The 22,270-nt window shown below is 72.5% G+C and carries 17 protein-coding genes; 10 read left to right on the top strand and 7 right to left on the bottom strand.

Features of this window, described 5'->3' with window-relative positions:
- The 4 genes from glgX to ACYVIP_RS37350 all read right to left on the bottom strand — a co-directional run.
- A partial coding sequence (gene glgX, locus ACYVIP_RS37335; protein ID WP_460405211.1) for a glycogen debranching protein GlgX occupies positions 1–2,114 on the bottom strand: 2,114 nt, incomplete at its 3' end.
- A gap of 97 nt (positions 2,115–2,211) precedes the next feature.
- On the bottom strand, positions 2,212–4,155 hold the full coding sequence (malQ, locus tag ACYVIP_RS37340) for a 4-alpha-glucanotransferase (protein ID WP_460405213.1): 1,944 nt from the start codon (positions 4,153–4,155) through the stop codon (positions 2,212–2,214).
- 11 nt (positions 4,156–4,166) lie between these two features.
- Positions 4,167–4,532 carry a hypothetical protein gene (locus ACYVIP_RS37345; RefSeq protein ID WP_460405215.1) on the bottom strand — a complete coding sequence of 122 codons (366 nt, stop codon included), beginning with the start codon at positions 4,530–4,532 and terminating at the stop codon, positions 4,167–4,169.
- A 261-nt stretch (positions 4,533–4,793) separates the two neighbouring features.
- The gene (locus ACYVIP_RS37350; RefSeq protein ID WP_460405217.1) at positions 4,794–5,597 is read right to left on the bottom strand and encodes an SGNH/GDSL hydrolase family protein; all 804 of its coding nucleotides are present in this window, start codon (positions 5,595–5,597) and stop codon (positions 4,794–4,796) included.
- Positions 5,598–5,780: 183 nt separating this feature from the next.
- Between ACYVIP_RS37350 and ACYVIP_RS37355 the strand changes: the two genes are divergently transcribed.
- Positions 5,781–6,836: a carboxylate-amine ligase gene (locus tag ACYVIP_RS37355; RefSeq protein WP_460405219.1), complete on the top strand. Its 1,056-nt coding sequence runs from the start codon at positions 5,781–5,783 to the stop codon at positions 6,834–6,836.
- Positions 6,837–6,840: 4 nt separating this feature from the next.
- Here the strand turns inward: ACYVIP_RS37355 and ACYVIP_RS37360 are convergent, their stop codons facing one another.
- Complete coding sequence (locus tag ACYVIP_RS37360; protein WP_460405222.1) at positions 6,841–7,113, bottom strand: DUF2277 family protein; 273 nt, start codon at positions 7,111–7,113, stop codon at positions 6,841–6,843.
- Between the two features lie 178 nt (positions 7,114–7,291).
- Between ACYVIP_RS37360 and lanKC the strand changes: the two genes are divergently transcribed.
- The 4 genes from lanKC (at position 7,292) to ACYVIP_RS37380 (ending at position 13,654) form a co-directional block, all read left to right on the top strand.
- Positions 7,292–9,895 carry a class III lanthionine synthetase LanKC gene (gene lanKC / locus ACYVIP_RS37365; protein WP_460405224.1) on the top strand — a complete coding sequence of 868 codons (2,604 nt, stop codon included), beginning with the start codon at positions 7,292–7,294 and terminating at the stop codon, positions 9,893–9,895.
- Between the two features lie 29 nt (positions 9,896–9,924).
- Positions 9,925–10,071, top strand: coding sequence for a SapB/AmfS family lanthipeptide (locus ACYVIP_RS37370; RefSeq protein ID WP_460405226.1), 147 nt, complete (start codon positions 9,925–9,927; stop codon positions 10,069–10,071).
- 119 nt (positions 10,072–10,190) lie between these two features.
- Positions 10,191–11,837 carry an ABC transporter ATP-binding protein gene (locus tag ACYVIP_RS37375; protein ID WP_460405228.1) on the top strand — a complete coding sequence of 549 codons (1,647 nt, stop codon included), beginning with the start codon at positions 10,191–10,193 and terminating at the stop codon, positions 11,835–11,837.
- A gap of 191 nt (positions 11,838–12,028) precedes the next feature.
- Complete coding sequence (locus ACYVIP_RS37380; protein ID WP_460405230.1) at positions 12,029–13,654, top strand: ATP-binding cassette domain-containing protein; 1,626 nt, start codon at positions 12,029–12,031, stop codon at positions 13,652–13,654.
- Positions 13,655–13,666: 12 nt separating this feature from the next.
- On the opposite strand, the gene ACYVIP_RS37385 is transcribed toward ACYVIP_RS37380, so the two are convergent.
- Complete coding sequence (locus ACYVIP_RS37385; protein ID WP_460405232.1) at positions 13,667–14,311, bottom strand: response regulator transcription factor; 645 nt, start codon at positions 14,309–14,311, stop codon at positions 13,667–13,669.
- 454 nt (positions 14,312–14,765) lie between these two features.
- On the opposite strand from ACYVIP_RS37385, the gene ACYVIP_RS37390 reads away from it, so the two are divergent.
- The 5 genes from ACYVIP_RS37390 (at position 14,766) to ACYVIP_RS37410 (ending at position 21,596) form a co-directional block, all read left to right on the top strand.
- Positions 14,766–16,562 carry an ATP-binding protein gene (locus tag ACYVIP_RS37390; RefSeq protein WP_460405234.1) on the top strand — a complete coding sequence of 599 codons (1,797 nt, stop codon included), beginning with the start codon at positions 14,766–14,768 and terminating at the stop codon, positions 16,560–16,562.
- Between the two features lie 8 nt (positions 16,563–16,570).
- Entirely contained in the window at positions 16,571–17,728 is a 1,158-nt protein-coding gene (locus ACYVIP_RS37395) for an exonuclease SbcCD subunit D (protein ID WP_460405236.1), read from the top strand.
- Entirely contained in the window at positions 17,728–20,163 is a 2,436-nt protein-coding gene (locus ACYVIP_RS37400; protein WP_460405238.1) for an AAA family ATPase, read from the top strand. Before ACYVIP_RS37395 ends, ACYVIP_RS37400 begins: the two co-directional genes overlap by 1 nt.
- 123 nt (positions 20,164–20,286) lie before the next feature.
- Complete coding sequence (locus ACYVIP_RS37405) at positions 20,287–21,237, top strand: hypothetical protein (RefSeq protein WP_460405240.1); 951 nt, start codon at positions 20,287–20,289, stop codon at positions 21,235–21,237.
- 74 nt (positions 21,238–21,311) lie between these two features.
- On the top strand, positions 21,312–21,596 hold the full coding sequence (locus tag ACYVIP_RS37410; protein ID WP_460405242.1) for a hypothetical protein: 285 nt from the start codon (positions 21,312–21,314) through the stop codon (positions 21,594–21,596).
- Here the strand turns inward: ACYVIP_RS37410 and ACYVIP_RS37415 are convergent.
- Positions 21,593–22,243 carry a TetR/AcrR family transcriptional regulator gene (locus ACYVIP_RS37415; RefSeq protein WP_460405244.1) on the bottom strand — a complete coding sequence of 217 codons (651 nt, stop codon included), beginning with the start codon at positions 22,241–22,243 and terminating at the stop codon, positions 21,593–21,595. The genes ACYVIP_RS37410 and ACYVIP_RS37415 overlap by 4 nt on opposite strands.
- Positions 22,244–22,270 lie beyond the last annotated feature (27 nt).

A 22,270-nucleotide genomic window follows, 5' to 3' on the forward strand; every position in this document is an offset into this window, starting at 1 on the left:
CCGGCCGGCGGGTCGCCGGCGAGCGCGCCGGCCACCACGCCGACCACCGCGCCCCCGCCGGAGTCGGCGAAGACCTCACCGGTCGCGGTGTCCACGACGACGCTCCACTCCGTGCCGTAGCCGGCGGCCGGCACGGTCATGTCGACCTCGTCGTCGTGGGCGTTGAAGCACAACAGGAACGAGTCGTCGGTGACCCGGGAGCCCCGGCGGTCGAGGTCGGGGATGCCGTCGCCGTTGAGGAAGACGGTGATGCAGCGGCCGAACCCGGACTCCCAGTCGCGCTCGGTCATCTCCTCGCCGGAGGGGGCGAACCAGGCGAGGTCGCGCAGCTCGTCGCCCTGGCGGATCGGGCGGCCGGCGAAGAACCGGCGGCGGCGGAAGACCGGATGGTTGTGCCGCATGGCGATCACCGCGCCGGTGAAGTCGACCAGGTCGCCGTGGTCGTCCAGCAGCGACCAGTCCACCCAGGACAGCGGGTTGTCCTGGCAGTAGCCGTTGTTGTTGCCGTGTTGGGTGCGGCCGAACTCGTCGCCGTGCAGGAGCATCGGCACGCCCTGGGACAGCAGCACGGTGGCCAACAGGTTGCGCCGCTGGCGGGCCCGCAGGTCGAGGATCTTCTCGTCGTCGGTCGGGCCCTCGGCGCCGCAGTTCCACGAGCGGTTGTCGTCGGCGCCGTCGCGGTTGGCCTCGCCGTTGGCCTCGTTGTGCTTCTCGTTGTAGGACACCAGGTCGGTCAGCGTGAAGCCGTCGTGCGCGGTGACGAAGTTGATCGACGCGTACGGCCGGCGGCCGTCGTCCTGGTAGAGGTCCGACGAGCCGGTGATGCGGGAGGCGAACTCGCCGAGCGTGGCCGGCTCGCCGCGCCAGAAGTCGCGCACGGTGTCCCGGTACTTGCCGTTCCATTCCGTCCACAGTGGAGGGAAGTTGCCGACCTGGTAGCCGCCGGGGCCGACGTCCCACGGCTCGGCGATCAGCTTGACCTGGCTGATCACCGGGTCCTGCTGCACCAGGTCGAAGAACGTGGCCAGCCGGTCGACGTCGTAGAACTCGCGGGCCAGGGTGGCCGCGAGGTCGAAGCGGAACCCGTCGACGTGCATCTCGGTCACCCAGTACCGCAACGAGTCCATGATCAGTTGCAGGGTGTGTGGGCTGCGCACGTTCAGCGAGTTGCCGGTGCCGGTGTAGTCGAGGTAGTAGCGGTGGTCGTCCTCGAGCAGGCGGTAGTAGGCCTCGTTGTCGATGCCGCGCATGGACAGCGTCGGCCCGAGGTGGTTGCCCTCCGCGGTGTGGTTGTAGACCACGTCGAGGATCACCTCGATGCCGGCCTCGTGCAGCGCGCGCACCATCGCCTTGAACTCGGGCACCTGGTTGCCCGGCAGGTGCGTGCCCTCGCCGTGGCCGATCGCGTAGCCGTCGTGCGGGGCGAGGTAGGCGATCGTGTTGTAGCCCCAGTAGTTCGACAGCCCGCGTTCGGTCAGCCCGTGGTCGTGCAGGAACTGGTGGACCGGCATCAGCTCGACGGCCGTGATGCCGAGGTCGAGCAGGTACTCGATCATCACCGGGTGGGCCAGGCCGGCGTAGGTGCCGCGCAGCTCCTCCGGGACGCGCGGGTGCAGCTTGGTCAGCCCGCGCACGTGCGCCTCGTAGATGACCGTCTCGTTGTACGGGATCCTGGGTGCCCGGTCGGTCGCCCAGTCGAAGAACGGGTTGATCACCACGCCGCGGATGGTGGACGCGGCGGAGTCGGCGTCGTTGCGCTCGTCCGGTCTGCCGAACGGGTAGCCGAACACCGACTCGTCCCAGACGAGGTTGCCGGTGACCGCCTTGGCGTACGGGTCGAGCAGCAGCTTGGCTGGGTTGGCGCGCAGGCCGGCGCGCGGGTCGTACCGGCCGTGTACCCGGTAGCCGTACTCCTGGCCGGGGCCGACGTTGGGCAGATAGCCGTGCCAGACGAAGCCGTCGACCTCGGGCAGCCGCAGGACGGTCTCGGCGCCGGCGGCGTCGAACAGGCACAGCTCGACCCGTTCGGCCACCTCCGAGTAGAGCGCGAAGTTGGTGCCGGCGCCGTCGTAGGTGGCGCCGAGCGGGTAGGGGGAACCGGGCCAGGGCTGCACGGGGTTGCTCCTCGGTGGGGATGGAGGCGATCTTCTCTTTCCACGGTAGATGGCGAAAAGGGCGCCAAACCGCGAATGGAAAGTTCTGGACTTTTGATCATCCGATCGTGTTTTTGGGGCGCGCCTTTCGGAGGGCGGCGATCACCCGAACGACTACCGGGTGCTGGAAAAACTCGTCCACTGTCACCGGAAGCGGGATCCGCCAGTTGGGGTACTGGTCGATGGTTCCCGGGAGGTTGGGCTGCCGGGGCTCGCCCAGCGCGTCCTGCGGGGAGGTCACCAGCAGCGTGCTGGCCGAGGTCGCCAGCAGCTCGTGCAGCGCGACCACGAGGTCCGACTCGTCGGCCGGCTCGCCGGGCAGCAGGCCGAGCTCGGCCAGTTCGGCCAGCAGCTCCGCGCGGTCGGCGGCGGCCCGTTCGCGGTCGGCCTCCTGGTCGTCGAGCAGGCCGAGTTCGGCGCGCACCCGCACGTGCTCGCCGCGCAGGAAGCCGGCCGCGGTCGGCAGGTCGTGGGTGGACACCGAGGCCAGCGCGTCGTCCGGCCAGCTGGCCGGGGCCAGCAGCGGCTCGCCGTCGGCGTCCTGGTCGCGCTGGAACCACAGCACCGCCGAGCGCAGCACGCCGCGCTCGCGCAACGTCGTACGCACCTCGTCGGACACCGTGCCGAGGTCCTCGCCGACCACGATCGCCGACGCCCGATGGGCCTCCAGCGCCAGCACGCCGAGCAGCGCGTTGGCGTCGTAGTGCACGTAGGTGCCGGCGCTGGCCGGGTGGCCCGGCGGGATCCACCACAGCCGCCACAGACCCATCACGTGGTCGATCCGGATGCCGTCGGCCTGGGCGAGCACGGCCCGGATGACATCCCGGAACGGCGTGTACCCGCTGGCGGCCAACAGGTCCGGGCGCCACGGCGGCAGGTTCCAGTCCTGGCCCTGCTGGCTGAACGCGTCCGGGGGCGCGCCGACGGTCACCGACGAGGCCAGCACGTCCTGCAGGGCCCACGCGTCCGCGCCCGCCGGGTCGACGCCGACCGGCAGGTCGTGCACGACCCCGACGGCCATCTCGGCGGTCCGCGCGGCCGCGCGGACCTCGGCCAGCTGGTCCCGGCACAGCCGCTGCACCCAGGCGTGGAAGGCGATCCGGGGGTCGGTCAGGTCGGCGCCGCGCGGGTGGCGCAGCGGCGCGGGCCAGGTGCGCCAGTCCGGCCCGTGGCGCTCGGCGAGCGCGCAGAACGCGGCGAACTCGGCCAGGTCCGGTTCCGGCTCGCCGACCGGTCTCGTGTGCGGCCACAACACCTCGAGCGCGGCGAGCTTGGCGGCCAGCACGGCGTCGTAGTCGATCAGCTCGGCGCCAGGGGGCGGGGCCAGCGCGGCGACCTCGGCGCGCACCGAGGCCGGCGCGGTGGCGAACGCGTCGGTCTCGGTGATCCGCAGGTAGAGCGGGTTGGCGAACCGGCGGCTGGACGGCGAGTACGGGGAGCGCTGCACCGGCGACACCGGGGTGACCGCCTGCACCGGGTTGACCAGCACGATCCCGGCCTCGTGCGCGGCCGAGCCGGTGATCAGCGCGCGCAGGTCGGCGAAGTCGCCGATGCCCCACGAGCCGGCCGAGCGCAGTGCGTACAGCTGCACCAGCCAGCCCCAGGCCGGCGGCACCGGCGGCAGCGATGGCGGGGTCACCACGACCGGGATCTGCCGCTCGCCGACGGTGAGTGTGTGCCAGCCGAGCGGCAGGTCGGCCGGCAGCGCGCCGGACACGGCGCGCACCGTGCCGTCCTCCAGCGTCAGCTCGCCCGGCTCGCCGAGCGCGGGCGTCTCGCCCGCGCGGACCACCAGCGGGTCGGGCACGGTGACCCGGCCGTGGCGGCGCAGCGCGTCGGACAGCTCCGCGCGGATGGCCGACGGGGTGCTCGCGTCGACGCCGAGCTGTGCCAGTACCGCGACCACCACGTCCCGGTCGACCTCGACGCGGCGGTGTTCGGTGTCCTCGTACCGGGTGGCGACGCCGTGCGCGGCGGCCAGTGCGCGCAGTTCCACGTCCATCCGCGACCGGGTCAGTTCTGGGTGGTCGGGGGCGTGAGGTCCGCCCGCGCGGTCAGCAGGGCGGTCCGGGCGCCGTCCGGGTCGGCCGCGTCGAGCCGGACCCTGGCGTCGCGCACGGCGTGTACCGCGTGTTCGATGCGGCAGGTGTCGCCGGTGGCCGCTGCCCAGGCCAGGCCGCCGACCAGCAGGTCGTCCAGCCGGTGTCGGGTCGGCTGGTCCGGGTCGCCGTCCGCGGCCAACTCGACGAGGACCGTGTCGACCGCGCGGCGCAGGTGGTTGCCCGGCTGGGGCGGGACTCGGCGCCTGCGTGCCGCCGACGCGGGCGCATCCGATCTCGGGTGCTGCTGCACGTCCTCGGAAAGTCGTTGTTTGGCCACTGTGGCTCCCCGCACTGGATCGCTTGGCAGGGCCGGCCGGTCCCGCAGCCGGCGCGTTCCCTGATCCTCGCACGGGTAAACCCGTTAGCCCAGCCCTGGGGTGGTCACGTCACTCGGCCGGCGGTTGCGACTTCGTTGCGCAGTCAAGAATCCACGAGATTTCGCTTGATCGGGTGAACCTGAACCAGTGTCCACAATGGACACAGCGGGTAGTGGTCGGCCGGGCGGTCACATCAGCGGCCGCCCGGCCGTTTGCGCAGGTCAGATGGTGGCGGGGACGGCGGCCAGGCGGCTGAGCACCACCGGGGCGTAGCCGGAGGCCTGGCCGGCGACCTTCGGGTGATAGGACTCGAGGATCGGGTTGGACAGGCCGTTGAGCCACTCCACGTCGTCGCAGACCGCGTGTCCGGTGAAGGCCGACCGGACGTCGGCGAAGGCGAAGCCGTGCGCGGCCGCCCGCGCGCTGATCGTGGTGGCGAGCAGGTCGGCGGTGGCGTTGAGCGAGGCCTGCTCGGCGCTGCTGATGCGGGCGCCGAAGTTGCACTCCTCGCCGTTGAACAGGCGTGGGTAGCCGGCCACGGTGACGGTGGCGTTCGGCGCCCTGGTGCGGATCTGGGTGTAGAGGTTGTTCAGCAGGCCGGGCAACGTGTTGCGGATGAAGGTGTTGGCGGTGTTGATCTCGTTGGTGCAGGTCCACGGCCACGGCAGCGCACACCGGGTGATCACGTCGGCGAACCCGGCGTCGTTGCCGCCGACCGAGACCGAGACGAAGCCGGTGCTCGCGGTGAGGCTGCCGAGCTGGTTGAGCACGTCCGGCACGCGCGCCCCGGAGCAGGCGGCGAAGGTCAGCGGGGCGCCGAGCTGCTGGGCGACCAGCACCGGGTAGGCGTTGGGCGAGCGGTAGCAGGACCCGCTGTCGGCGTAGTAGTTGCGGGTGCCGACGCCGGAGGAGTAGGAGTCGCCGAGGGCGGTGTACGGGGCGGCGGCGGCCTGGGCGAGTTGTGCGCCGGTGAGGGTGAGGGCGGCGGTGAGGACGGTGAGCAGGATCGCTCGGATTCTTCGCATGGGATTCCTCCACACGGGTTTGGCCCGACCGCAGGGGGGAGGAGTCGGGCTGTACCAAGCGTGCGTCGTCGCATGTGGACGGAGCAATCAGCCGTCTAGGTGAGGATTTTCCCAGTGTTGACCTATTTAGCGACTTTCTGTCGATGGCGTTTGCTCGATCGGGTACCGGGGTACCGCGCTCGGGTGGCGCTGACGGTGGGGGTGGAGGAGGAGTTCCTCCTGGTCGACGCCACCGGACACCTCGCGGGCCTGGGGATGGAGGTGGTCGGCGCCGCCCACGATCCGCAGGGTGAGCTGGCCACGGAGCTGACCCGCAGTCAGGTGGAGGCGGTCACCTGTGTGTGTCACACGCCAGAGGGAGTGCTCAGCCAGCTGAGCACGTTGCGTGGCGAACTGGCCGGCGTCGCCCGGCGGCGCGGACTGCGCCTGTTGCCCAGCGGCGTGCCGGTGCTGCCGGAGGCCCTGCCGGAGATCACGCCCAAGCCGAGGTACCTGCTGATCGCCGAGCACTTCGGCGCCACCACGCGCACCGGCGCGACCTGCGGGTGCCACGTGCACATCGACATGCCCGACCGGGAGCTCGGCGTGTGGGTGATCAACCGGGTGCGGCCGTGGCTGCCCGCGCTGCTCGCGCTGACCGCCAACTCCCCGTTCGACGGCCAGGACACCGGCTACGCCAGCTGGCGGTACCAGAACTGGTCACGCTGGCCGTCGGCCGGCCCGCCGCCCCGGTTCGCCTCGCTCGACGAGTACGACTCCACTGTGGACGCCATGCTCGGCTGCGGCGCGATCCTGGACAGGGGGATGGTCTACTGGGACGTCCGGCTCTCCAACCACCAGCCGACGCTCGAGTTCCGGGTGTCCGACGTCGCGGCCACCGCCGGCGACGCGGCGCTGCTGGCGACCGTCGTGCGCGGCCTGGTCGCGCACGTGATCGACCACGGCGGGCAGAGCCCGACGATGCCCTACGCGGTGCTCCGCGCGAACCTGTGGCGCGCCTCCCGCGACGGGCTGGCGGCGGTCTGCTCCCATCCGGTCACCGGCGATCCGGTGTCGATCCACGACCAGTTGGCCGACCTGCTGACCATGACCACCACCGCGCTTGGCGACGACGTGGAGTTCGCCCGCGCCGGCCTGGCCAAGCTGCGCGAACAGGGCAGCGGCGCGGACCGCCAGCGCAGGACCTACGCCCGCCGCCACGACCTGACCGACGTGGTCGACGACCTGGCCCTTGACTGAGCGCTCAGGCCTTCTTCGCGGCCAGCCTGGCCTGGACCTCCGGGCGGCGCAGCGGCGGCACGGTGGTCGGCGGCTGGCGTCGCGGCGGCAGTTCGGTGAGCAGCCGGGTGGTGGCCGCGGTCACCGCGGCCACGGCCGCCTCGAACGGGTCGCGGGTGCTGTCCGACAGCGACTGCACGCCGCTGACCTTGCGGATGTACTGCCGGGCGGCCGCCTCGATCTCCTCGGCGGTGGCGGCGGGTTCCAGGCCGCGCAGGGCGGTGATGTTTCGGCACATGCCGACGAGCGTACGTCCGGTAAGCCTGCCTCCGGTGCCAAGCGGGTGATGTGCGGTTCGCACGGCGCCGGTCGTGACAGATGCGTGGCTCGGCGGTGACGTTATGCACTGATGGTCGGGACCGACCATGGCGCACGATTGCTCCCGTCCACTGTGGTCGACGAGCGGGCGGTGTGCGATGGAGCAGGACTACCAACTCTTCTGTATGGCGGACCCGTCGTTCTACGACGCCATGCACTCCGAACAGACCGCGGGCGAGTCCTTCGCGACCGCGGCTCGGCCGCTGCCGGCCGGCTGGACGATCAGCGACCAGGACGACTGGCTCGTCGTCGATCCCGCGCGGCGCCAGGACATTCCCATGCAGGGGTGGAAGATCCACGCTTCGGCCACAGTGGACAACGCGGCCATGGTGTTGGACGCGGTCTGGGACTACTGCCTGCCGCGCGGCATCTCCTTCAAGTTCCTGCGCTCCCGCGCCGCGCTCACCGCGCGCGTGTCCAAGTACGCCCCGCGCGGCTACAGCGGCAAGCTGGTCACCATCTATCCGGAGACCGACACCGCCTGCGAGACGATCCTGCACGAGCTCGGCGAGCTGCTCGACGGGGAGCCGAGCCCCTACATCCTCAGCGACCTGCGCTGGGGCGCCGGCCCGCTCTACGTCCGCTACGGCGCCTTCGCCAACCGCTACACCGTCGAGGCCGGCGAGGTCGTCGAGGCGATCGAGGACCAGGACGGCAACCTCGTGCCCGACCGCCGCGACCCGGTGTTCCGCCCGCCGGCCTGGGTGACCCTGCCCGACTTCCTCGCCCCGCACCTGGCCGCGCGCAACGCGGTGACCACCACCGACCTGCCCTACCAGATCGAGCGGGTGTTGCACTTCTCCAACGGCGGCGGCATCTACCTGGCCCGCGACACCCGCACCGACGAGCGGGTCGTGCTCAAGGAGGGCCGCCCGCACGCCGGGCTCGACGCCTGGGGACACGACGCGGTCCGGCGACTCGGCCGGGAGCACGAGACCCTCCGACGGCTCGCCGGCATCCCCGGGATCCCGAAGGTGCACGACCTGTTCTGGCTCGGCGAGCACCGGTTCCTCGCGATGGAGTACGTCGACGGGGACGTGCTCGGCAAGGCAGTGGTGACCCGGTATCCGCTGATCGACCCGACCGCCACCCCCGAGCGCTACGCCGAGTTCACCGACTGGGCGGTGCACATCCACGACCAGGTGGCGCGAACGATCGAGCTCGTCCACGAACGGGGCATCGTCTACGGCGACCTGCACCTGTTCAACATCATCGTGCGACCGGACGACACGATCGCGTTACTCGACTTCGAGGTCACCGCCGATGTCGCCGAGGCCGTCCGGCCGGGCCTTGGCAACCCCGGCTTCGCCGCGCCGAGCGCCACCACCGGCTTCGACATCGACCGGTACTCGCTGGCCTGCCTTCGCCTGGCGCTGTTCCTGCCGATGACCACCCTGCTCGGCCTGCACCGGATCAAGGCAAGGCACTTCGCGGAGATCATCGCCGAGCAGTTCCCCGTCGACCGGGCCTTCCTGGACCGCGGCGTCGAGGTGATCGTGCCGCCGGACACTCCCGCGATGCCCACCCCGAGGCTCGACCCGGAGCCGGCCGCCTGGCCGGACCTGCGGGCCCAGCTGACCCGCGCGATCCTGGCCAGCGCCACGCCCGCGCGCGCGGACCGGCTGTTCCCCGGCGACCCCCGGCAGTTCTCGGTCGGCGGCCTCGGGCTGGCCTACGGCGCCGCCGGCGTGCTCTACGCCCTCGACGTCACCGGCGCCGGCCGTTACCCCGAACACGAGCAGTGGCTGCTGCGCGGCGCGACCGCCCCGCCGACCGGCAGCCGCCTCGGGCTCTACGACGGGCTGCACGGCGTCGCCTTCGCGCTGCACCACCTCGGGTACCGCCAGCAGGCACTCGACCTGGTCGAGGTCTGCCTGCGGGAGGACTGGGAGCAGCTCGGCCCCGACCTGGCCAGCGGCCTGTCCGGCATCGGGCTCAACCTGCTTGACCTGGCCGAGGCCACCGGCGAGCCCGCGCTGCTGACCGCCGGGCTGCGCGCGGTCGAGCTGGTGGCGAACGGGATGACGCCGCTGCCGGAGTCGTCGCCGGACGACCCGCCGCCGGTCTCCGGCGGTGGGCAGCCCCGGGCCGGGCTGCTGCGCGGCCATGCCGGCCAGGCGATGCTGATGCTGCGCGCCTACGACGTGACCGGTGAGCCGGAGCTGCTCGACCGCGCGGCGCTGGCACTGCGCCACGACCTGCGCCGGTGCATCGTGCGGGACAACGGCACCCTGGAGGTCAACGAGGGCTGGCGCACGATGCCCTATCTGGACGGTGGCAGCGTCGGCATCGGCATGGTGCTCGACGAGTACCTCGCCCGCGGCGCCACCGGCCCGTTCACCGACCAGTTCACCGAGGCCAGCGCCGGCGCGTGGCGGGCGGCGCAGTCCACGATGTACATCCTGCCCAGCCTGTTCACCGGCCGGGCCGGGATCCTGCTCTATCTCGCCGGCCGGTCGGCCATCGGTGAGCCACTGAACCGGCAGATCCGCAACCTCGCCTGGCACGCGCTGCCCTACGGCGACGGCCTGGCCTTCCCCGGCGACGGCCTGTTGCGGCTGTCGATGGACCTCGCGACCGGCACCGCGGGCACGTTGCTCGCGCTCGGCGCGGCGCTGCACGACCAGCCGGTGCGGCTGCCCGGCCTCGGCCTCGCGGCCCCCGCCCCCAGGACCCCCGCGCCGACCGGCGCGGGTCTGTAGGTAGATCCCCGAACACCAAGGAGACCATCATGGCGCTTCTCGACCTGCAAGGCATGGACAACGCCCCGCAGACCAACAGCGGTGGCAGCTCCTCGTCGGGCCACAGCTGCCCGAGCAACCTGAGCGCGGCCCTCTGCGGCGGCACCAGCGGCCTGAGCCTGCTGCTCTGCCACTGAGCCCGCGTGCGTCACTGACCACAGTGGCCACATCGTAAGGCGGACCGCGGTCCCGGACGACTGGCGTTCGTCCGGGACCGCGGCCCTGCCTCCAGGATATTAGGCATCCGGGAGTCGCGTTGACCGCGTTCACCTCGATCGTCCGCCACGCCGGCCCGTGGCTGCCGGTGATCGGCGCATCGTCGCTGGTGGGCACCCTTGGCATGCTCGCGTTGCCGATGGTGCTCGGCCGCGCCGTGGACACCATCGTGTCCGGTGTGGACAGTGGACTGTGGATCCTGCTGGCCGCCGGGCTGATCCTGCTCGGCGTGCTCAGCGACCTGGTCGACGCGTTCGCCGGCACCGCCTGCGTCGCCGGCACCACCGCGTGGCTGCGCGACCGGCTGGTGCGCCGGGTGCTCGCCGCCGGCGACGCCGGCAGGCGGGGGTTCGACACCGGCGACCTCGTCGGGCGGGTCTCGGGCAACGCGGCGGAGGCGGCGCAGGCCGGGCCGAGCGTGGTCACCGTCGGCAGCGCGCTGCTGCCCCCGGTCGGCAGCCTGGTGCTGCTGACCTATCTGGACCTGTGGCTCGCCGTGGCGTTCCTCTGCGGGGCCGCGCTGGTCGGCGTCGTGCTGCGGGTGTTCACCCGGCGCAGCACCGAGGTGATCGGCGCCTATCTGACCACCCAGGGCCGGCTCGCCACCCGGCTGACCGAGTCGCTCACCGGGGCGCGCACGATCGCCGCCGCGGGCACCATCGACCGCGAGCGCGCGCGGGTGCTCGAGCCGCTGCCCGAGCTGCACGAGCAGGGCAGGCGGATGTGGCGGGTGCTGTCCAGCTCGGCGGCGCAGAGCGCGGTGGCCGGGCCGCTGGTGCTGGTGGCGGTGCTCGCGACCGGCGGGCTCGCGCTGCACCATGGCCGGATCACGCCGGGGGAGTTGTTCGCGGCCGGCCAGTACGCGCTGCTCGGGGCCGGGCTCGGCGGGCTGACCAGCGTGTTCGCCCGGCTGGCGCGGTCGAGGGCGGGCGCGGCGCGGGCCGGTGAGGTGCTCGCCGTGGCGGCCACCGCGCACGGTGGCGGCGAGTTGGCGCCGGGGACCGGGCGGCTGGAGCTGCGGGGGGCGAGCGTGCGGGTGGGGGACGTGACGTTGCTGTCCGAGGTGGACCTGGAGGTGCCGGGGGGCGCGGCGGTGGCGGTGGTCGGCCGGTCCGGGTCGGGCAAGTCGGTGCTGGCGGCGTTGGCGGCCCGGCTGCGGGACCCGGACGAGGGCGAGGTGCTGCTGGACGGCGTGCCGCTGCGGTCGCTGAGCCACGAGGCGCTGCGCGCGGCGGTCGGCTGCGCGTTCGAGCGCCCGGTGCTGGTGGGGGCGAGCGTGGCGGACGCGATCACGCCGGGCGCGGCGGTCGCGGACGTCGAGGCGGCGGCCAGGGCGGTGCACGCGCACGAGTTCGTCAGCCGGCTGCCGCACGGCTACCGGACACCGTTGGCCGCCGCGCCGATGTCGGGCGGCGAGCGGCAGCGGCTCGGCCTGGCCCGCGCGTGGCCGGCGAGCAGGCTGCTGGTGCTGGACGACGCGACGTCCAGTCTGGACATGGTCACCGAGATGCGGATCAGCCGGACCCTCACCGAGGGCGGCGACCGCACCCGGCTGGTGGTGACCCACCGCCGCTCCACCGCCGCCCGCGCGGACCTGGTGGTCTGGCTGGACGCCGGCCGAGTCCGCGCGATCGCCCCCCACACCGACCTGTGGACCGACCCGGCCTACCGAGAGATCTTCGGATGAAGCCGGCAACTTCCTCACCGCACTCAAGGGGAACGGGACGCGACCCAGCCACTGAAACGCACAGCACCGGAACACACCAAACCCAACGCGACCAACACATTTAATCCCGGGAGGCGGAAATGCGGCGGGAGTTGCGGTTCGCGGCTGCGCAGGTTTCTGGGCGAGGGCTGGGACGGCTTGCGTTGTGGTCGGTGCCGGAGGTGTTGCCGGCGGCGGTTTCCGGGCTGGTGGTGGCGCGGGCGGTGGATGACGGGTTCCTGGCCGGCGAGCCGGTGCGCGGGCTGCTGTGGCTTGCCGGGCTGGTGGTGGTGGCGCTGGTCGGGGCGGTGGGCACGGGGATGGTGTTCCGTCGGCTGGGGGATGTCACCGAGCCGTTCCGGGACGAGCTGGTGCGCGGGGTGGTGCGCGGGGCGCTGGGCGACGCGGTCGACGGGCGCGGCGACGACGGGGCGCTGGCGCGGTTGACCCGGCAGGTGGAGATCGTGCGGGACACCCTGGGCGGGCTGCTGATGGCGGTGCGCGGCTTCGTGGTGACCACGGTCGGCGTGGTGGTTGGCTCGCTGTCGGTGGCGCCGGTGATCGCGTTGCTGATCGTGCCGCCGTTCCTGGCCGGGCTGGTGGTGTTCGTCGCGATCCTGGGGGTGGCCGCGGGGCGGCACCGGGAGGCGGTGCTGGCCGACGAGCGGGTCGCGGCGATGACCTCGACCGTGCTGGCGGCGGCGCGGGACGTGACCGCCACCGGCACCGAGGAGCACGCCGCGGCCATGGTCGCCGGGCCGATCGCCGCGCAGGCCCGCGCCGAGCGGCGGCTGGCCGGGGTGGCGGCGTTGCGCATGCTGTGCTTCGCGATCGGCGGCTGGGTGCCGCTGCTGGTGCTGCTGGTGGCCGGGTCCTGGCTGGTCGACCGCGGGCTGACCGCGGGCGCGCTGCTTGGCGGGCTGACCTACGTGCTGTTCGGCATCCAGCCCGCGCTGCAGAACCTGATCGGCGGGGTCGGCGGCAGCGGCCTGCGGTTCGTGATCACCCTCGGGCGGCTGCTGGACGCGAGCACCGTGCCCGAGCCCGCCGTGCCGGCGCGCCGCCCGGTCGGGGGGCACGACCTCGGGTTGCGCGGCGTCGGGTTCGCCTACGGGCCGCATGCCGAGCCGGTGTTGCGTGACCTGGACCTGACCGTCCGCGCAGGCGAGCACCTCGCGGTCGTTGGGCCGAGCGGGATCGGCAAGTCGACCATGGTGAGCCTGGTGTGCGGGTTGCTGGTACCCGACACCGGCACGGTGACCATCGGCGGCGAGCCAGCCTCGGCACTGCCCGCCGAGCAGCTGGCCGCGCTGCGGGTGCTCATCCCGCAGGAGGCCTACGTGTTCACCGCGACCCTGCGGGAGAACCTCACCTACCTCCACCCCGACCCGGGTCCCGGTGCGCTGGACGCGGCGGTGGCCGAGGTCGGCGCGCGGGCGCTGGTCGACCGGCTCGGCGGGTACGACGCCACGGTGGTCCCGGCGGAGCTGTCCGCCGGCGAGCGGCAGCTGATCGCGTTGGTGCGCGCCTACCTGTCGCCCGCGCCGGTGGCCGTGCTGGACGAGGCGACCTGCCATCTCGATCCGGCGGCCGAGCGGCGCGCCGAGGAGGCGTTCGCCGCCAGGGACCGGACGCTGATCGTCATCGCCCACCGGATCAGCTCGGCCCTGCGCGCCGACCGGGTGCTGGTGCTCGACGGCACCGGCGCCGAGTATGGCGACCACGCGACGCTGGCCACCACCTCGGCGCTCTACCGGGAGCTGGTCGGCCACTGGCGCCCGGCCGGGGTCGGCGTCTGACCGGCAGGCTCGTCACAGCCAACCGGACTCCGTGGCGATCCGGATGGCGTCGATCCTGGTGCGCGCGCTGGTCTTGCTCATCGCACTGGACAGGTAGTTGCGCACGGTTCCCTGCGACAGCGACAGTTCCTTGGCGATCTCCGGCCCGCTCGCGCCGGCGGCCGCGAGCCGCAGCACGTGTAACTCCCGTGGGGTGAACGGGTTCTGGCCGGCGGCCAGCGCGGCCACCAACAGGTTCGTGTCGATCACCGTGGCGCCGCGGGCCACCCCGCGGATGGCCGACAGCAGGCGGGCGGCCGGCGCGTTCTTGTCGATCAGCCCGGGGATGTTCTCCGCGAGCAGCCGCTTGAGCAGGCCCGGCGGTCTGGGGGAGGTCAGCGCGACGATCCGGCAGTCCGGTAACCGGCGTCGCAGTTCGCGCACGGTCGTCGGGTCGCCCGATCCCGCGGTGTCCACCGACACCACCGCGACGTCTGGACGGAGCCGTTGCGCGACCGACACGACCTTGAGGTCGCATTTCAGGTCCGCGATGACCTCGATGTCCTCCTCGTCGCCGAGCACACTGACCAACGCGGACCGCAGCAAACGCATGTCCTCGGCGAGCAACACCCTGATCGTGTTCGAGTGCGGCCACGCCGCGGTGTGCGGTAATGCCATTCGTGCCTCCAGTCGCAAGGGATCGCCTTCCAATTAACGTGTCCGAACTGGTCATATTCCTGTTACACGAAGTACTCGGTTGGAGTAGTGTTCGCTCTGCGTTATTTTCGAACGTGCCGCAAACCGGTGTCCTGGCGAAATACCAGGTCGGCCGAATGACATCGTTGTCGATTGCCGGTGCTCGGGCGACGGTATCTACTCCGCGCGTGAGACAGGTGACCGGCGTTCACCCGAGTGGATGAATCGTGAATTGTCGATTGGCGTACGCATCTCGTAACACAATAGGTCCTACTTAATTCCGGGGAACGTGGCCGCCGGCGGAATTTCGGGAGTTTCTGATGATGATGCGCCCCGCCGGCCGGCCGGCGGGCGGCGACAGGCCAGCCGACGGTCCCCTTGGCCGTCGGGGTGCGGACATACACTGGCGGCTCCCCGACCAGAGGAGCGACCCAGCGTGACCAAGCCGAATCCCAACGGCGCCGCGCCGCCGGCGCCGGACCAGGCACAGGTCCCGGTGGGTCTGGTGGTCGGCACGGTCGCGGCCAGCCCGCTCGAGTTCTCCGTCGGCGTCGCGCCCGACCAGTTCCTCCAGCTCGACGACGTGGTCGCCACCAGCCGCAACCTCCCGGACGGCTCCGAGGTGCGGATCGCCGGCGTGGTCACCAACGTCGAGGCCGGCCACGAGGGCGCCCGGTTCGCCTCCGACGTCTTCCTGATCAAGGACGGCGCGCTGCCCGCCGAGGTCAGCGAGGTCGCCGAGATCACCGTCACCCGGGTCGAGCCGGAGGTCTACGTGCCGCCCCGGCCGGGTGCCGAGGTGCGCCGGGCCACCGGCGCCGAGCGCGACTCCGCGCTGTACTTCGACACCATGGCCGACGCCAAGCTGCCGGTCGGCCTCGGCCGCGACGGCCAGCCCGTCTACCTCAACTTCGAGTTCGTCGACGGCACCCGCGGCGGGCACGTGTCGATCTCCGGGGTCTCCGGCATCGCCACCAAGACCTCCTTCGCCACCTTCCTGCTGCACTCGATCTTCAACTCCGGCGTGCTGCACGGCGAGGCGCACAACACCAAGGCGCTGATCTTCAGCGTCAAGGGCGAGGACCTGCTGTTCCTCGACTACGCCAACGCCAAGCTCACCGACGCCTTCCGCGCCCGCTACGCCCTCCTCGGCCTGCCGGCAGGCTCGTTTCGCAACGTCCAGGTCTTCGCCCCGCCCCGGCCGGGCGACCCGAGCGGCACCCCGGACGTGCGTGCCCGCGACAAGGCGGTCAGCGCCTTCTACTGGACCCTCGCCGAGTTCTGCGAGCAGGAGCTGATGCCGTTCGTGTTCGCCGACGGCGAGGACGAACGCAGCCAGTACACGATGCTGATCGGCCAGATCGCCGCGCGGCTGCGGCGCGACCACCTGAAGGTCGGCACCGACGGCGCGGTGAGCATCACCGGCGTCGACCCCGGCCGGGGCGGGCAGCTGCGCAGCTTCGAACAGCTCGTCGGGCTGATCGAGGACGAGCTGCTCGACGAGGACACCCGCCGCGACTGGGTCGCCGGCTCCACCTCCACCGGCAGCGTGAACGCCTTCCTGCGCCGGCTGCGCTCGGCGGTCCGCCCGCTGTCCACGATCATCCGCTCGGACCTCAAGGACCGGGGCGACCGGTCGCTGTCCACGTCCAAGGCCCAGGTCACCGTGGTCGACCTGCACAACCTGCCCGACCGGGCGCAGCGGTTCGTGGTCGGTGTCTCGCTGCGCCAGGAGTTCCGCCGCAAGGAGGAGCAGGGCACCGCGCGGCCACTGATGTTCATCGTGCTCGACGAGCTGAACAAGTACGCCCCGCGCGACGGCGACAGCCCGATCAAGCAGATCCTGCTCGACGTCGCCGAGCGCGGCCGCTCGCTGGGCGTGATCCTCATCGGCGCGCAGCAGACCGCGAGCGAGGTGGAGCGCCGGATCGTGGCCAACTGCTCGATCCGGGTGGCCGGGCGCCTGGACCCGGCGGAGGCCTCCCGCCCCGAGTACGGCTACCTGCCCCCGGCGCAACGCCAGCGCGCCACCATCGCCAAGCCGGGCACCATGTTCGTCTCCCAGCCCGACATCCCGGTGCCGCTGGCCATCGAGTTCCCCTTCCCCGCGTGGGCGACGCGGTCCTCGGAGAAGGGCACCTGGAACGGCGTGGACACCGGCCCGGCCGCGCCCGCCGACCCGTTCGCCGGCATCGGAACTGACGACCTCGACGACGACCCGCCCCCGTTCTGAGGAGGCACATGAAGATCCTGCACACCGCCGACTGGCACGTCGGCAAGGTGCTGAAGAACCAGCCGCGCATCGACGAGCAGAAGGTCGTGCTGCGTGACCTGGTGCGCGTCGCCGACGAGGAGGACGTCGATCTGGTGGTCGTGGCCGGCGACCTGTTCGAGACCGCCGCGCCGAGCCCGCAGGCCCAGGGGCTGGTCATGCACACGCTGATGGCGCTGCGCGCCGAGGGCCGCCACGTCGTCGTGCTCGCCGGCAACCACGACAGCTCCCGGCTGGTGCACGAGGTCTACCGGCCGGTGCTCGGCGAGCTCGGCCTGCACGTGATCGGCACCCCGCAGCGCCCCGACCGCGGCGGCACCACCACCATCGACACCCGGTCCGGCGAGCAGGCGGTGGTCGCCGCGCTGCCGTTCCTGTCCCACCGCTACGCCGTGCGCGCCGCCGAGGTGCTGCTGCACGAGCCGGGGCAGCACAACCAGGACTACGCCAACCGCATGCGCGCGATCATCTCCGTGCTGTGCCAGGGTTTCACCACCGACAGCGTCAACATCGTGACCACGCACGCCACCCTGCTCGGCGGCCGCTGGGGCGGCGGTGAGCGCGCGGTGCAGTCCCTGCTGGGCTACGAGGTGCCGCCGGACACCTTCCCCACCACCACCCACTACGCCGCGCTCGGCCACCTGCACCGCTACCAGCAGATCGACGGCCCCTGCCCGATCGCCTACTCCGGCTCGCCGATCGCGCTGGACTTCGGCGAGGAGGCCAACGACCCGGTGGCGCTGATCGTGCACGCCACCCCCGACAGCCGCGCGCACATCCGCCCGGTGCCGCTGACCGGCGGCCGGCCGCTGCGCACGCTGCGCGGCACGCTCGACGAGGTGGTCGCCGCCGGTGAGGAGGCGGGGGAGGCGTTCCTGCGGGTGATCCTCACCCAGAAGGCCAGCGCGGGCCTCGCCGACCAGGTCCGGGAGAAGCTGCCGACCACCCTGGACGTGCAGATCGACGAGAAGTTCCGTGCCCGCGCGGACTCCCGGGTGACCCGCTCCCGGGTCGGCCGGTCGCCGACCGACCTGTTCGCCGACTTCCTCGCCGAACGGGAGATCGACGACCCCCGCCTCGGCACGATGTTTGCCGAACTGCTCGACGACAGCACCGGAGGCCGTTGATGCGCCCGCTCCGCCTGATGTTCGACGGCTTCGGCAGCTACCGGGAGGAGACCGACGTCCAGCTGTCCGATGTGGACTTCTTCGTGCTCACCGGGCCGACCGGGTCGGGCAAGTCCACGGTCATCGACGCGCTGTGCTTCGCGCTCTACGGCACGGTTCCCCGCTGGGGCAAGAAGGACGCGATCCGCAACGCGCTCGCGCCGTCGGTGAACGAGGGCCGGGTGTGCCTGGTGTTCGAGGCGGCGGGCGGGCGCTACGCCGCGGTGCGGCTGCTGCGGCGGTCCGCGCAGGGCACCGTGCAGACCAAGGAGGCCCGGCTGGACCGGCTGGACGCGAGCGTCCCGCCGGACGCCGACCTGACCAAGATCCTGGAGGCGGTCGCCGAGTCGGTGGCCGAGGGCGACAAGGTCACCGCCGCGGTCGCCGCGCTGCTCGGCATCGGCTACGAGCAGTTCACCCAGTGCGTCGTGCTCCCGCAGGGCCGGTTCGCCGAGTTCCTGCACGCCAAGCCGAGCGACCGCCAGGACCTGCTGATCCAGCTGCTCGCCTACGCGGTCTACGAGGACGTCGGCCAGCGGGCGCGGGAGCGCGCGAAGATCGCCGTCGGCAAGCTGGAGATGGCCCAGAAGCGGCTCGGTGAGCTCGGCACGGTCACCGACGACGTGGTCGCCGCCGCGTCCGGCAGGATCCGCGGATTCGCCGACCTCGAGTCCACAGTGGACGAAGCGGTCGAGCAGATGGCCGAGCTGCGGACCAGGTGGACCGCGGCCAACGCCGCCGCGGCACAGGCCCGCGAACAGGACCAGGCGCTGGGCACCCTGCGCCAGCCCGGCGACGTGGTCGACCTGGCCACCCGCCTGTCGCTGGCCGACGAGGAGATCGCCCGCCGCGCCGACGAGCGGACCGCCGCCGAGAAGGCCGAGGCCGAGGCGGAGGCCGCCAGGGGCGACCTGCCAGAGCTCGCCGAGCTGCAACGCTGGCGCGCGGCGCACACCCGCGCCGCCACACTGGCCGAGCGCGTCGCCAGGCTCACTACGGCGGCCACTGACGCGGACACCGCCGAGGAGGCCGCGACCGCCGAGTTCACCGCCGCCGAACGCGCCATGGCCGACGCCGAGGCCGCGCGCGCCGAGGCCGACCGGGCCCACCGCGCGGTCGCGCTGGCCGCCGACCTGGCCGAGGGCGAGCCCTGCCCGGTCTGCCGCCAGCAGGTCCACGACCTGCCCCACCACGACATCCCCGCCGACCTGGACACCGCCCGCGACGCGGTCACCTCGGCGAAGTCCAGGGTCACCGCCCTGCGCCGCACCCAGGCCGACGCGAGCAAGGCGGCCGCCACCGCCCGCGCGGAGCTCACCGCCGCCCACCGCCAGGAAACCGACCTCGCCGCCGAACTGCGCGACGCCCCGCCGCCGGCCGAGGTCGACCAGGCCCTCACCCGCCGCGAGGCCGCCGACGCGGCACTGGACCGCGCCCGGACCAAGGCCCGCGCCGCCCGCCGGGCGGCCGACGACGCCACCCGCGAGCGCGCCACGCTCGCCGAGGAGGAACGCCAGGCCTGGTCGGCGCTGCGGGCCAGCCGCGACCAGTTCGTCGCGCTCGGCGTGCCGCCGGTGGAGGGCACCGACCTGGCCGCGGCGTGGAAAGGCCTGCTCGACTGGGCGCGCACCCATCGCCAGGAGCTGTCCGGCCGGGTCGCCGAGCTGGAACAGGACGAGAACGACCTGCGCACCGCGGGCGGCGCCGCCCGCGCCACGCTGACCGAACTGCTCGACACGCACGGCATCGTGCTGCCCCGCGACGGCAAACCGGACGTCCTGCTGGCCGCACACCGCGCCGAGGCCAAACGCGACCTCGACGACCTGGTCGCACGCCGGGCCAGGAGCGCCGCGTTCGCCGAGGAGGTCGAGCGCTACCGGGAGGAGGAACAGGTCGCCAGGATGCTCGGGAACCTGTTGAAGTCCAACGGTTTCGAGGCGTGGCTGTGCGCCGAGGCGCTGGACTCGCTGGTCACCGAGGCCTCGGAGATCCTGATGCAGCTCTCCGGCGGCCAGTACGAACTGGTGCGCGCCGAGCGCAACGAGCTGGTGGTACTCGACCACAACGACGCCGGCACCCAGCGCCCGGTGAACACCCTGTCCGGCGGGGAGACCTTCCAGGCCTCGCTCGGCCTCGCCCTCGCACTGTCCCACCAGGTCGCCGGCCTGTCCGGCGGCAAACGCGACCTCAACTCGATGTTCCTCGACGAGGGCTTCGGCACCCTGGACGAGGCCACCCTGGACACCGTGGCCACCACCCTGGAACGCCTCGCCCAGGAGACCGACCGGATGGTCGGCATCGTGACCCACGTACCGGCACTGGCCGAACGCGTCCCGGTGCAGTTCGCGGTCACCCGCGACGGCGCGTCCTCCCGACTCCGCCGCGTCGAGGTGTGAGAGTGCGTGCATGACTGAGCCGCCTCCCCGGAGTTCACGGTGTTGGTCGCGCTGGGTTGGCGCGTACCGATGGCTGGGTAGCGTCCCGTTCCCCTTGGGTGCGGTTGCGAGGGGAGGAACTGTATGACGGGGCTGTTGACGCCTACCTCGTACACCGTGGATCCGTGGGATCCCGGGTATGGGGTGGCGCGGGGGGACGAGTTGGACGGGCGGGAGTCCTCCGCGACCCTTGACCTGGACCTCGAGGTGCCGGCCGCCGAGTGGCGCCCGATCTCCCCGCGCCCCGGCCCGCTGCCCGGCTCGGTGCTGTTCCTCGACGGTGTCATGCGCACCGATGCCCGGATCTGGGTGCACGGCCAGGACCCCGAACCCCAGCCCGGCCTGGTCGCCTCGCTCGGTGTGGGTCTGGTCTGCTGCGACGGCGCCGCCAGGCTGGTCGACGCCGTGGTCGAGCGCGGCCTGTACGCGGCGACCGGCGAGGACATCAAGACCCGGCACACCACCTACCACTTCCACCACACCCCCGGTGGGCTGGACAAGCTGACGCTCGGCGTGCAGGGCAGGCTGGCCGCGCTGGAGGTCGAGGTGGCGAACTCCTGGCGGGCCAACAGCGACGTCGAGGACGACCTGCTGGTGCTGGACGGTCCGCTGCGCGGCCGGACCCACCTGGCCAGGACCGTCGGCTACGTCAAGACCCACCAGAAGTCCTACCTGCAAGCCGAGCAGGCCGCGGTCGTGGCCGCGCTGGAGACCGGCCAGCGCAGCCCGGTGTTCGGCATGGGCACGTCCTGGCAGCGCAGCTCCTGGTACCTGCGCCTGCCCGGCTCCTCTCGCGCCCCGTGGTCGGCCGTGGTGCGCCTGGAGTGCTCGTCGGACCTGCCGGTGGCCGACGCGGTCGCGCTGGCCGACGTCACCGCCCTGGTACTGCCCGCGCTGGCCAGCTCGCCGCACAAGGACCCGCGCGCACCGCAGAACCTGGTGCCCATCGGTGGCCTCGAACGGCAGCTGCGCCACCGCCTCGGCGACGCCGCCCTGCTCTACCGCTCCCTGCGCGGCGCGCTGAGCGGAGGGTGACGCCGGTCGTTTCGTGGTTGACCGGACCCGCGACCGGGTAGGCCGAGGAGCACGACGCGAAAGCGAGGTAGCCCATGCTGCGGATCACGCCGGCGGCCGGCCTGGCCATCAACCGGCTCGTCGACGGGCAGGGCGGCAGCGGCCTGCGGGTCGAGGCCAAGGCGGGTGACGACGGGTTCGCCATGTCGATCGCGCCGGCCACGAACGAGACCGACGTGCTGGTGACCGAGGAGACCACCGGGGCGACGGTGCTGCTGGACTCGCGGACCGCCGAGTACGTCGAGGACAAGACCCTGGACGTGGACGACACGGTCGAGGGCACGGTGCGGTTCCAGCTCGGCCAGGGGGCGACCGACTAACCGGCGGGTGGGGACGTGGTCTGGTAGATCGCGTTGAGCCAGACCGTGTGCAGCACGTCCACCACGTCCCGCTCGTCGACCGTCGGCACGTCCCTGGCGAACGACGAGTACAGCACGCGCTCGTTCATCGAGACCAGCGCGATCGCCAGGTCACGCGCGGGTAGGCCGGGCGGCGCGGCGCGGCGGGCGCGTTCGCCGTCGACCGCGGTGGTGACCGCCCTGGTCCACGACTCCATCACCCGCGACCACAGCTGGAGCACCTCGGCGTTGGTCAGCCGCACCTCCGCGCAGGCCAGCGCGACCGGCGCGTGCGCGCTGAAGGTCCGGTGGAAGGCGGCGATGCACTCGCGCCAGAACCGCGACGGGTCCTCGGTCAGCGTGTCCGGCACCGCGGCCAGCGCGGCGTCGGCCTCCTGCACCACCCGGTCGAGCAGCGCGAGCAGCACCGCGTCCTTGGAGGGGAAGTAGAAGTAGAACGTTGGCCGGGAGATGCCGGCGCCCCGCGCCAGGTCGTCGATGGAGATCTCGCGCAGGGAGCGTTCGCCGAGCAACCGTTCCGCGGTGGCCAGAATCGCCACCTCACGGTCGTCGCCGGATGGCCGAACGGTGCGGCGGCCGCGCCCGGACCGGGCCGGAACGGTAGCCATGGGCTCACGCTACAGGCCTGGACAGCG

The sequence above is a fragment of the Actinophytocola sediminis genome, from assembly GCF_054779715.1.